Origin of the sequence: Nonomuraea sp. NPDC049421 (genome assembly GCF_040677005.1) — a bacterium.
Taxonomy (GTDB): Bacteria; Actinomycetota; Actinomycetes; order Streptosporangiales; family Streptosporangiaceae; genus Nonomuraea; species Nonomuraea salmonea.
This window is the reverse complement of record NZ_JBFAQA010000008.1, coordinates 176,472-188,053: the sequence shown is the minus strand read 5'-3', so window position 1 is coordinate 188,053 and position 11,582 is coordinate 176,472. Positions and strand designations below refer to the sequence as shown.

Here is an 11,582-nt window from a genome sequence, read left to right as displayed (position 1 = left end):
TCGTCCACTCCACGAGCTGGCGCTACGAACCCGACGGAAGAGTCGTCCTCACCTACGCGATCTGCCCCGACCCCGAGCCGTGGCTGCCCGCCGTCGAGGTGCCGGTGCTGGAGATCGCCCGCGGCCGGGCTCCGGCGGCGCCGTCACCCGACCGCCTCGCCCTGGCCAACGTGGTCGCCCACGCCGTGCGGCACCTGGCGTTCCTGATGGCCGAGGACCCGGTCGTCGCCCGCGTCCTCGCGCGGCACCCGCGCCTCGCCGCCGCCCTGGAGCCCGCCGCGGCACCGGCGTGAGACCCGCCGGCCGAGGTCCTGCATCGGCTTCTCCACGAACCGGTACGTCAGCGCGCTCGCCCCGATGATCACTGCCAGCGCCAAGGCGGTCATCAGCAGCTGGTACGGCAGCGCCGCCTGCCGCAGATCCCCGCTGACCTGCACGAAGTACTTCAGCAGCGGATGGTGCACCAGGTAGAGCGAGTAACTGATCAGCCCGAACCACACGAGCACCCTCGGCAGCCGCCGCCCCCGCAACGCCATCCCGCCCGCGAACGTGGCCGCCGCCAGCGCGATCGTCGTCAGCCAGACGTCGGCCCGCACCCACCACCAGCCGCTCTCGATGGCCCAGACGGGCGCGATCACCACCAGCGCCGCCGTCACCGCCACCGGCCACAGCGGCCCCGTGCCGCGCTCCCACCGGTAGATCGCCGTCCCCGCGAACATCACCGCCAGCACCGCCGCCCCCAGCCACGGCACCCGGCTGCTCAGCAGCAGGCAGGCCACCGCCATCACGCCCAGCAGGCACGCCGAGACCGTGCGCAGGCGGCCCAGCACCACGCCCGTCAGGCCGAGGACGAACACCGCGCACGACACGTACGCCGGCCACCCACCCCCGAACACCGCCCCCGACGCCACCAGCCCCACCAGCACCGCCGCCACCGCGAATACGATCGCCCACGTCCCGCTGCGCTCATGCCCGCGCGTCAGGAACAGCGCCGTGACCACCAGGTAGAACACCATCTCGTACGACAGCGTCCACATCGTGTCGGCCACCCCGCCGATGCCCACGACGTCGAGCAGCATCGTCGCGTGCGCCGCCACCGCGCTGCCGTCCCGCACCACCGCCTCCCGCACCGGCACCCACCAGGCGAGCGCCAGCACGAGCACGATGATCGCGAGGTAGAGCGGGTAGAGCCGGAAGAACCGGCTGATCCAGAACGCCCGAACATCACCGTGCCGCTCCAGCGACGCCGGGATGATGTAGCCGCTGACCAGGAAGAACACGAGAATCCCGTAGACGCCCAGACTGAACCAGTAGGGCCTCAGACTGGGCACGAACCACGGCAACATGTGCTCGGCCACCACCGCGAGCGCACCGATCCCCCGCAGAGCGTCGAGCCAGGCGAGCCTGGAGGATGAGGTGAGGGCGGCCGGGGACGCGGGGGGTGAAACGGCTGCGGACACCCGCCCCAACCTACCCGTATCGCAACGACCGATGCGCCAAGGTCACCCAAACCCCACCCCACAATCCATCCACCCCGGACCAGGCCCCCCGGCACCACGTGGCGACCACCCAGCCCCTTGATGCCCGATGCGGCGGGCCGGCGGCGGCGGGTCAGTGGGGGCGGTGGGTGGTGAGGGTGGCGTGGTGGTCGGCGTCGGCGGGGCCGTCGGGGTCGGTGTGGACGGTGGCGGCTCGTAGGCGTGGGAGTTCGTGGATGAGGCGGTGTTCGGCCTCGACCGCGACATCATGTGCGGTGATGACGGACATGTCGTGGGGGACGAGGATGTCCACCTCGGCGTGCAGGGCGTGGCCGATCCAGCGCAGACGTACGGAGCCCACGCGGCGGACGCCGTTCACCGAGGCGAGGATGCGTTCCGCGGCGTCCACGAGGGCGGGGTCGACGGCGTCCATGAGGCGGTGGTAGATCTCGCGGGCCGCGTCGCGCAGCACGAAGCAGATGGCGACGGTGATGAGCAGGCCCACGACGGGGTCCGCCAGGGGCAGGCCGAGTGCGGCGCCGCCGGCGCCCAGGAGGACGGCCAGGGAGGTGAAGCCGTCGGTCCTGGCGTGCAGGCCGTCGGCGACGAGGGCGGCCGAGCCGATCTCCTTGCCGACCCTGATGCGGTAGCGGGCGACCCACTCGTTCCCCGCGAACCCGATCAGCGCCGCCCCGGCCACCCAGCCGACCGCCCTGATCTCCTGGGGGTCGAGGAGGCGGGTGACGGCCTCGTACCCGGCGAGGGCGGCGGAGAGGGCGATGAGCGCGACGATGACGATGCCCGCGAGGTCCTCGGCCCTGCCGTAGCCGTAGGTGTAGCGGCGGGTGGCGGCGCGGCGGCCGAGCGAGAACGCGATGGCCAGCGGGACGGCGGTGAGGGCGTCGGCCAGGTTGTGCAGCGTGTCGCCGAGCAGCGCGACCGAGCCGGAGGCCGCCACGATGACGGCCTGGACGGCGGCGGTGACCATGAGGACGGCGAACGAGACGGCCAGCACGCGCATGCCCCTGCTGCTGGTCTCCAGGGCGGTGTCGGTCTTGCCGGCGGTGTCGTGGCTGTGCGGGGTGACGGCGTGCGTGATCCGCGCCATCACACCCCGGATCCCCCGCCACCGGTTCGAACGCCCGTGCCCGTGCCCATGCCCGTGCCCATGCCCGTGCCCTTGCCCGTGCTCGTGCTCGTGGGCGGTGTCCTCGTCGTCGGACATGGTGTTCCTCGCTCCCGCAGTCCCTCCGCGCCCAGGATAAGCAGCGGCCTCGGGAGCGGCGGGGTCACCAGCCGACCTTGCCCTTTCCCGAGATGAGCGCGCGCGCGATGACCATGCGCTGCACGTCGTTGGTGCCCTCGCCGATCGCCATGAGCGGCGCGTCGCGGTAGAGCCGCTCGACCACGTACTCCTGGGAGTACCCGTACCCGCCGTGGATGCGCATCGCCTCGAGGGACGCCTTCAGCGCCACCTCGGAGGCGAAGTACTTGGCCATGCCGGCCTCCATGTCCACCCGCCGGCCCCCGTCGGCCTGGGAGGCCGCCCAGTACGTGAGCAGCCGCGCCGCCTGGATCTCGGTCGCCATGTCGGCCAGCTTGAGCTGGATGGCCTGGAAGTCGGCGATGGGCTGCCCGAAGGCGGTGCGGTCGCGGGAGTAGGCGAGCGCGGCGTCGTACGCGGCCTGGGCGACCCCGACGGCGCGGGCGGCGATGTTGACGCGGCCCATCTCCAGCCCGCCGAGCACCTGCTGCATGCCGCGCCCCTCGACGCCGCCGAGCAGGCACGAGACCGGCACCCGCACCTCGTCGAGCGCGACCTCGCAGGTCTCGGTGCCCTTGTAGCCGAGTTTGGGCAGGTCGCGGCTGACGGAGAAGCCGCGCAGGTCGGGGTCGACGAGCAGCACGGACATGCCCTTGTGGGCGGGCTCCTCGATGGAGGTCTTGACCAGGACGGGCAGCGGGTCGGCGTGGCGGGCGTTGGTGATCCAGGTCTTGGTGCCGGTGACGACGTAGTGGTCGCCGTCGCGGACCGCGCGGGTCTGGATGCCCTGCAGGTCGGTGCCGGCGCCTGGCTCGGTCAGGGCGATGGCGGTGCGCCGCGCGCCGGTGGCGAGGTCGGGCAGGTGGCGGCGTTTCTGCTCGTCGGTGCCGTGGCGGGCGATCATCCAGCAGGCCAGGGAGTGGGAGCCGATCGTGCCGGCGACGCCCATCCAGCCGCGCGCGATCTCCTCGAAGACGAGCGCGAAGGAGACCATGTCGGCGGCGAGCCCGCCGTACTCCTCGGGGACGGACAGCCCGAACAGCCCCATCTGCTTCATCTTGTCGATGATCTCGGCCGGGTAGCGCCCGGAGTGTTCCCATTCGGTGGCGACCGGCACGATCTCCTTGTCCACGAACGCGCGCAGGGTCTCGCGGAACGCCTTCTGCTCGTCGGTCAGCTCGAAGTCCATGTGACTCAACTCCTCAGAGCGGGCCGGTCCTGGCCTGGGGGAAGTAGCCCTTGTCGTGGGGCGCGTCGCGTTTGTAGACCATGACGGTGCGGGTCCAGGACATGATCTCGTCGCCGTCCTGGTTGAGCCCGCGCGTGTACGCGGTGACGATCCCGGCGTACGGCCGCGACTTCGACTCCCGCTTGGCGGTCACCTTCGACTCGGCGTAGAGGGTGTCGCCGGCGAAGACGGGGTGGGTGAGCTTGATGTCGGTCCAGCCCAGGTTCATGATCGCGGTCTGGCTGACGTCGATGACGGACAGGCCGAGCACGATGGCCACGGTCAGCCCCGAGTTCACGATGATCTTCCCGGTGGGGGCCTTGGCGGCGAAGTGGGCGTTGAAGTGGTTCTGGTTCGTGTTCATCGTCAGGAGCGTGAACCAGGTGTTGTCCGCCTCGCTGATGGTGCGGCCCATGGGGTGCTGGTAGACGTCCCCGACGGTGAAGTCCTCGTAGTAGCGGCCGATGGCGGGCTCGTGGACGGTCAAGGGCGGCTCCTGTTCACACCGTCGTGACCGCCCACGTTAGTGACCAGATCATTGTTCGGTCAACGGTTACGCGCGGGCCGCCAGCTTGGACACCACGTCCACGATGCGGGCGGCGCGCTCCACCTCGGCGCGGTGGAAGTCGGGCCCGTCGGCCCGCGCCACCACCACGTGCAGTCCGGCGGTGACGACGGGCAGCAGCATGAGGCGCAGCTTCTCGGCGTCCCTGGCGACCGCCCTCGGGGGCGGCTCCGGCAGGTCGAACGAGGCGGGCGCGGCGTGCGAGGCGTGCCGGACGACGCCGTCGGCCACCGCCAGTGACCACTCGGCCCCGCACAGGCCCGGCAGCGCGTCCACGAGCGTGGCGAAGCCCCGGGCGGGCTCGCTGGCGACGTGCATGAGCAGGTCGTAGTCGAGGGCGGAGCCGGGCACCTCCTTGGTGGGCCACACCCCTTCGACCCGGACCCCCGGCAGGGCGGAGAGCCGCTCGCGCGCCTCTTCTGTGGTCACCGGCGCGGGCCAGGAGACGGTGAAGTCGTCCACCGCCCGCCCCGCCTCGCGTTCGAGCACGGTGACCTGCAGGATGTCGGCGCCCAAAGTACCCAGGGCCTTGGCCACCTGGCCGAGTCCGCCGGGCCTGTCGGGCAGTGACACCCTCAGACGCAGCAGCATGTCCGCCCCCTTTCCGCAGAGGCTCTCACAGTGCCGTGGACATGTTTCGAGCATGTTCCACGGATATGTCGTGCACGCTGCGGTTATATCCAACATTGCAGTGTTAAGTCCGGATTGTCGATAAAGGGACTGTCCGCCCCACCGCATCCCCGGACAAAGCGCTGCTCGAAACGCTCAGGCGAACACGTCCTGCTGATAGCGGCCCCGCTCCTCCAGCTCCGCCAGCCACGCGGCCCCGTCCTCGCCGGTCCTGTCACGGTGGAGGTCGAGCAGGGCCTGACGGACGGCGGGCGCCATCCGGAGGCCGTCGCCGCAGACGTACACGTGCGCGCCCTGCTCCAGCAGCTCCCCCACCTCCTCGGCGTGCGCCGCGACGGCGTCCTGCACGAACCGGTACGGATGCCCCGCCACCGCCGAGTACGCCCGATGCACGCGCACCCCGCCGCCCCGCTCCCAGGCGGCCAGCTCGCTTCCGTAGAGCAGGTCGTGCTCGGGATGCCGGCAACCGGTGAACACCAGGGCGGGCCCGCTCGCCCCGCTCAGCGCCCGCTCCTCCAGGAAGCCGCGCAGCGGCGCGAACCCGGTGCCGGGCCCGACGAGGATCACCGGCGTGGCGGGATCGGCGGGCAGCCGGAACGGCGGCGCGGGCACCCGGACGTACCCGTAGAAGACGTCCCCGTCCTTCAGCCCGGCCAGGTACGCCGAGCACATGCCCTGGTACGTCCCGCTGCCCGACAGTGCGGGCCCCTCGACCAGGCCGACGGTGAGCCGGACCAGCCGGGGGTCGGCCAGCGGCGAGGACGAGACCGAGTAGTAGCGCGGCCTGATGGGCCCGGCCATCTCCAGGAAGACGGGCAGCGGCAACTCGATGGCGGGGAAGCGGTCGAGCAGCGCGAGCGGCGAGACCCGCTTGGCGAGGATCTCGTCGGCGTAGGAGGCGGTCAGCTCGGCGAGCTGCCGCGTGGTCCACGGGCAGGCGGTGTGCGCGGCGAGCAGCTCCAGGTCGGCCCTGGTGGCGACCTCCTGCAGCTCGGCGAACTCGGTCAGCAGCAGCCCGGCGGTGACCGGCGTGCCGACGGGCAGGTGGGTGGCGCTCTCGGCGCGCAGCCTGACGACCTGCTCGCGCGGCACCCGCAGGCAGCGCAGCGCCCACTCCACCAGCTCCGGGTCGTTCTTGGCGAAGACGGCCACGTGGTCGCCCGCCTCGTACGTGACGCCCTCGGGCAGCCTGGCCACGATCGAGCGCACGCCGGGGCGCGGCGGCTCGGCGGAGAAGTCCCAGAGCCCGGCCGGGTCGCCGGTCAGCTCCTCGGTGGCGACCACGGTGAACGGCGCGGCCCGCTCCGACACCACCGACGGCCTGACCTCGGCCTCGGTGAGCACCTCCATCTCATAGCGGGGCCCTGCGCCCCCGGCGGCGGCGCTGTACTCCTCGGCCAGCGCCGCCCACAGGCGGGTGGTCCAGGCGGTGACGTCGCCGTCGAAGTCGCCGTCGGTGTCGGCCTCGCCCCGCTCGACGATGGGCACGGCTCCGGCGGCGGTCAGCTTCTCGTACGCGCGCCGCGGGAAGTCCTGGTACGTCGGCCACTGCGTGTTCCCGCAGCCCAGCACGGCCAGCCGCACCCCCGACAGGTCGGGCAGGGCCTCCAGGGCGTCGAAGCGCTGGGCGTTGTCGGGCGCCTTGCCGTTGTAGGAGGAGGCGACCACGATCAGCAGGCCCTCGCCGGGCGGGGTCAGCTCGTCGAGCGTGGTGAGCGTGGTGGCGAAGCCGGCCCGGCCGGCCCGCTCGGCCAGCCGCTCGGCGAGGTCGGCGCTGGTGCCGAGGTTGGAGCCGTAGGCGACGGTGAGCGGCACCCCGGTCACCGCGACGTCCTGCTGCTCGCTCCGCTCGGCGGGCCGCGAGGTCACGGTGGCCCGCTCGTGGGCGCGGCGCTCGCGGACCCGCAGCGTGAAGCCGTCGGGCTTGAGGGTGAGCGTCTGCTTGATCCGCATCCGGTACGCGGCGGGGTCGGACAGCGCGAAGCGGCGCAGGATCATCGCGAGCGCGAGCCTGGCCTCGGTGAGCGCGAACTGGCGGCCGATGCAGGCCCGCTCGCCGTTGCCGAACGGCTTGTACGCGGCGGGGTGGTGGTGCTTCCTGTTCTCGGGAAGCCAGCGGTCGATGTCGAACTCGTCGGGCCGCTCCCACGCCTTGGGGCTGCGGTGCAGCAGCGGCAGCAGCACGCCGACGCCCTGGTCCGCGGGGATCGGGTAGTCGCCGATCATGGTGTCGCGGACGGCGCTGACGTTGAAGAGCGGGATGGGCGACCAGATGCGCAGCGTCTCGTCCAGGATGCGCGGGATGACGTCCAGCTTCATGATCGTCTCGTACGCGGGCGGCTCGTCGCCGGGCAGCAGCCGGTCCACCTCGTCGTACGCGCGGGCCAGGGTGTGCGGCTCGCGCAGCAGGTTGTACAGGGCGAAGGAGAGCAGCCCGCTGGTGGTCTCGTGGCCGGCGATGAGGAAGGTGAGCACCTGGTCGCGGATGTTCTCATCCGGCAGCCGGGCGCCGGTGCGCGGGTCGGCGGCCTCCATCATGAGCCCCAGCAGGTCTTTCGCGTCCCCGGAGCCCTCGGCCCTGCGCCGCTTGATCACGTCGTCCACCAGCGACTGCATGGTGGCGATGTCGCGCCGGTAGGAGCGCTCGTCCGCCTTCCTGAGCCTGGTCACGACCGGCAGCCGCTGGTTGCGCAGCATGGCATGGGTCAGCGCGCCGCCCATGGCCGTCAGGAAGGGGTGCAGCTCGGGCGAGTCGAAGGAGCGGAAGCGGTAGCCGAAGCCGGTGAGCGAGATGATGTCGAGGGTGAGCCTGGTCATGTCGTCGGCGACGGGCAGGTCCTGACCCTGGCGGGCGGCCCACGAGGCGACGAGCTGCTCGGCGATCTCCAGCATCTGCGGGTAGTACGCCTTCATCGAGCGCTGGCTGAAGGCGGGCATCAGGATGCGGTGGGCGTGGCCCCACACGGGCTCGCCGGCGTCGGCGGTGAACAGCCCGTCGCCGCCGAAGTCGCGCACGATCGTCAGCGGCGGCTTGATGCGCTTGACGAAGCGGCTCTCGTCGCACACCTCGCTGACCAGGTCGGGGTCGTGGACGAAGACGGCCCGGCGGCCGGCGATCTCGAACTGGACGATGCCCTCGTCGTACTCGCCGGCCACCTTGACGAAGTGCTCGACCGGGGCGTGCGAGGGGATCTGCAGCGTGTTGCCGACGAACGGCAGGCCCTTCGGGGCCGGAATCCGCGCCATGGGGTGCTCCCTTCCTAGCCATACACCGTATGGCTGAAGCTACCATACGGTGTATGGCTGCGAGCGCGCGCAGGGGCACACCCCTGACCATCGAAGAGATCAGCACCACGGCGCTGCGCCTGGCGGAGGAGAACGGCGTGGAGGCGCTGTCCATGCGCAGGCTGGCGGCCGAGCTGCGGGTCAACCCCATGTCGCTCTACCACCACGTGGACAACAAGGAAGCGCTGATCAGGATGCTCTGCACGGCCGCGCAGCAGCGCATCGAGCTCCCGGCCGACGACGGCGCGCCGTGGCAGGACCAGCTCAGGCGGCTCGCGGTGGCCTACCACCAGCACACGCGCGCCTACCCGGCCATGTGGACCTACCTGCACCGGCACCCCGAGATCATCTCCGACCGCGAGCACGCGCTCTGGCAGGCGCTCTACCGCATCCTGCGCCTGGCCGGGGTGCCGGAGTCGGAGCTGCGGCGGACCAGCGACGTGCTGCACGCGTTCGTCACGGGCTTCGTCATGGCCGAGACCCAGGGCCATCTGCCCGACGATCCGGAGGAGATCGAGCGCGACTTCGACGTCGCGATCCGGCTGATCATTCACGGGCTCACGGGTTTTTCCTCGTAGGGGTTGCGTTGGATTTTCCAACTCACTTATGGTGGGTTGGAAAATCCAACCTAGGAGGAAGGTGCCGCGATGCGTGACGCCGGCGGCGCCCGTATCACCACCACCCTCGTCCACGCCATGCGCGAGCGTGGCGCCCGCTACGGCCTGCAGACCATGTGCGAGGCCGGCGGGCTCGCCAACGCACTCATCCTGGAGCGAACCTCATGAAGATCACCGACAGCGTCGCCCTCGTCACCGGCGCCAACCGCGGCCTGGGCGCCACGTTCGCCCGCGCCCTGCTGGAGCGCGGCGCGCGCAAGGTGTACGCCGCCGCCAGGAACCCCGCCTCGATCACCGACCCGGACCTGACGCCGATCGCGCTCGACGTGACCGACCAGGCCGCCGTGGCCGCCGCCGCCGAGCTCTGCGGCGACGTGAGCCTGCTGATCAACAACGCGGGCGTCTCCCACAGCCACGACCCGGGGCCGGCGGCGGCCAGGGCCGAGATGGAGGTCAACTACTTCGGCACGCTGGCCATGAGCGGCGCCTTCGCGCCCGTGCTGGCCCGCAACGGCGGCGGCGCGCTGGTCAACGTCCTGTCGGTGCTGTCGTACCTCACGTTCCCGCGCGTCACCACGTACGCGGCGTCGAAGGCGGCGGCCTGGTCGCTGACCAACGCGCTGCGGCTGGAGCTGCTGGAGCAGGGCACGCAGGTGGTGGGCGTGCACGCCGGCTACATCGACACCGACATGGCCGCGAACATCGACGGCCCCAAGATCTCCCCTGAGGACGTGGTCGGGGCCACGCTCGACGGGCTGGAGTCGGGGGCGTACGAGGTGCTGGCCGACGACGTCAGCAGGCAGGCCAGGTCGGGGCTGTCCGGCGGCCTGGAGCTGCTCTATCCGGCGCTGGCCGGCAAGTAGGTCACCCGGCGGCGGCCCAGACCGCCTCGAACGCCTCGGGGGTGATCTCGGTCAGCTCCCAGATCTCCAGCGGCTGGTCGGACAGGAAGCCCTGGCCGTCCTGGAGGTGGCGCCACCAGTAGCGCCGGGCGGCACGGGCGGCGCGGTCGGCGCGGTCGGCGCCGTCAGCACCGTGGGCGCGGTCGGCGCGGTCGGCGCCCACCTCGACCTGGCGGACCGCCCAGTGTTCGCCGTCGCCCTCGACGCTCTCGAACAGCCAGGCCCGCCCGTCCTCGTCCCCCAGGTGCCAGTAGTGCCTGGGGGCCTCGGACTCGGCGAGCCTCTTCACCAGCTCGCGGCGCGCTTCGAGGTGGTCGGAGTCGATGCTCACGGCGTCAGTGCTGGTAGGCGCCCGCGGTGGGCGCGGACGTGAGGACCTTGCCCGCGGCGTCCTTGAAGATCGCCTTGCCGCCGTACCACTTGGAGCTCAGCCGCACCCCGCGCCCGATCGCCGGAGAGCCGGGACGCAGCCGCAGGTCGGTGCGGGAGACGAACTTCGGGTCGGCCATGACCGTCTTCGGCCCCGGCTTGAAGCGGGCCCTGCGCCCCTTGTAGACACCGCCCGCGTCGTCGGCGCCCCTGCCGTCGGCGTAGCCGGCCTCGCCGCCGACGTGGACGGCGTTGTTGCGCAGCTTGAGTATCGACGGCGAGCACCCGTCATGGCAGGACCAGCCGACGGTGTTCCTGGCCGGCAGGTAGACGGAGTTGTGCACCGCGATCGTGCCCTTGACCGGGCCGACGATGTGGCGCGGGCCGCGGGTGATGAGGAACGAGCCGCGGCTGCGCTTGGAGGTGACGACGTTGAAGGCGAACACGTTGCCGGTCGCGGTCGTGCCCTTCTTCGCGCCGAGCTCGGTGAAGGTGTCGTTGTCGCGGGCGACGTTGTGGGTGACGCGGTTGCGGTCGCCGCCGAAGATCTCGACGGCGGCGCCGTCGGTGCCGTAGTCGCTGCTCTTGGCGTAGCTGCCGGTGATGGTGTTGCCGGTGACGAGGTTGTCGTCGCCGTTGAGCAGCACGCCGAAGGCGCCGGAGTCGTTGTCGCCGCCCGAGTCGTTGACGCTCATCCGGTTGTTGTCGGTCAGCACGCTGTCGCGGACGGTGTTGTGCGAGCCGGACGGCGTGACCAGCACGCCGGCGATGTTGCGGTCGGCCTGCACGCCCGACAGCTCGATGCGGCGGCCGGCGAGCTGGAAGCCGGCCCAGCGGCAGCCGGAGGCGCGCAGCCCGCTGATGCGCCAGTAGTCGCCCTTGACGATGACGCAGTCGTCCTCGGTGCCGCTGATCTTCGCGAGCGGGCCCTTGCCGTAGGCGCGGACCGCGATGGGCCGGGCGGCGGTGCCGTCGGTCTCGAGGGTGAGCGGGCCGGTGAAGCCGCTGCCGCGCTTGAAGGCGACCGTGTCGCCCGGCTTGAGCTCGGTGGCGCCGACCTTCTCCAGCGACTTCCACGCGGTGCGCTCGCTGGTGCCGTCGGCCGTGTCGTCCCCCGCCTTGGAGTCGACGTAGTAGGTGGTGCCCGCCCGCGCTCTGCTCTCCGCGTTCCGGGTCTCCGCCGCCGCGGCGGCCGGTACGGCGGGCAGGAGCGAAGCCATGACGGCTACGGACAGCAACCTCAT

General features: G+C 71.7%; 10 protein-coding genes and 1 pseudogene. 3 read left to right on the top strand and 8 right to left on the bottom strand.

What is annotated here, in order from left to right; genetic code table 11:
• Positions 1 to 143: 143 nt before the first annotated feature.
• The 6 genes from AB0K18_RS16330 to AB0K18_RS16305 all read right to left on the bottom strand — a co-directional run bounded on the left by AB0K18_RS16330 (position 144) and on the right by AB0K18_RS16305 (position 8,411).
• Positions 144 to 1,460: an acyltransferase gene (locus tag AB0K18_RS16330; RefSeq protein ID WP_364914813.1), complete on the bottom strand. Its 1,317-nt coding sequence runs from the start codon at positions 1,458 to 1,460 to the stop codon at positions 144 to 146.
• A 151-nt stretch (positions 1,461 to 1,611) separates the two neighbouring features.
• Positions 1,612 to 2,703 (bottom strand): cation diffusion facilitator family transporter, encoded by a 1,092-nt coding sequence (locus tag AB0K18_RS16325; protein ID WP_364914812.1) that lies wholly within the window; start codon positions 2,701 to 2,703, stop codon positions 1,612 to 1,614.
• Between the two features lie 64 nt (positions 2,704 to 2,767).
• Positions 2,768 to 3,931 carry an acyl-CoA dehydrogenase family protein gene (locus AB0K18_RS16320; RefSeq protein ID WP_364914811.1) on the bottom strand — a complete coding sequence of 388 codons (1,164 nt, stop codon included), beginning with the start codon at positions 3,929 to 3,931 and terminating at the stop codon, positions 2,768 to 2,770.
• 13 nt (positions 3,932 to 3,944) lie between these two features.
• Complete coding sequence (locus tag AB0K18_RS16315; protein ID WP_364914810.1) at positions 3,945 to 4,457, bottom strand: MaoC family dehydratase; 513 nt, start codon at positions 4,455 to 4,457, stop codon at positions 3,945 to 3,947.
• Between the two features lie 66 nt (positions 4,458 to 4,523).
• Positions 4,524 to 5,126, bottom strand: coding sequence for an ACT domain-containing protein (locus AB0K18_RS16310; RefSeq protein WP_355432230.1), 603 nt, complete (start codon positions 5,124 to 5,126; stop codon positions 4,524 to 4,526).
• Between the two features lie 174 nt (positions 5,127 to 5,300).
• Positions 5,301 to 8,411, bottom strand: coding sequence for a cytochrome P450 (locus AB0K18_RS16305; protein WP_364914809.1), 3,111 nt, complete (start codon positions 8,409 to 8,411; stop codon positions 5,301 to 5,303).
• 53 nt (positions 8,412 to 8,464) lie between these two features.
• Here AB0K18_RS16305 and AB0K18_RS16300 point away from each other — a divergent pair, with 53 nt between their 5' ends.
• The 3 genes and pseudogenes from AB0K18_RS16300 to AB0K18_RS16290 all read left to right on the top strand — a co-directional run bounded on the left by AB0K18_RS16300 (position 8,465) and on the right by AB0K18_RS16290 (position 9,930).
• Positions 8,465 to 9,028, top strand: a complete 564-nt coding sequence (locus AB0K18_RS16300; protein ID WP_364914808.1) for a TetR family transcriptional regulator — start codon at positions 8,465 to 8,467, stop codon at positions 9,026 to 9,028.
• 78 nt (positions 9,029 to 9,106) lie between these two features.
• A pseudogene (locus AB0K18_RS16295) lies at positions 9,107 to 9,235 on the top strand (steroid 3-ketoacyl-CoA thiolase); the annotation flags it as partial.
• Entirely contained in the window at positions 9,232 to 9,930 is a 699-nt protein-coding gene (locus AB0K18_RS16290) for an SDR family oxidoreductase (RefSeq protein WP_364914807.1), read from the top strand. The pseudogene AB0K18_RS16295 and the gene AB0K18_RS16290, both read left to right, overlap by 4 nt.
• A gap of 1 nt (position 9,931) precedes the next feature.
• Here the strand turns inward: AB0K18_RS16290 and AB0K18_RS16285 are convergent, their stop codons facing one another.
• Both AB0K18_RS16285 and AB0K18_RS16280 read right to left on the bottom strand, forming a co-directional pair.
• Positions 9,932 to 10,300: a hypothetical protein gene (locus AB0K18_RS16285; protein ID WP_364914806.1), complete on the bottom strand. Its 369-nt coding sequence runs from the start codon at positions 10,298 to 10,300 to the stop codon at positions 9,932 to 9,934.
• A gap of 4 nt (positions 10,301 to 10,304) precedes the next feature.
• The gene (locus AB0K18_RS16280; RefSeq protein WP_364914805.1) at positions 10,305 to 11,558 is read right to left on the bottom strand and encodes a right-handed parallel beta-helix repeat-containing protein; all 1,254 of its coding nucleotides are present in this window, start codon (positions 11,556 to 11,558) and stop codon (positions 10,305 to 10,307) included.
• Positions 11,559 to 11,582: the final 24 nt, after the last annotated feature.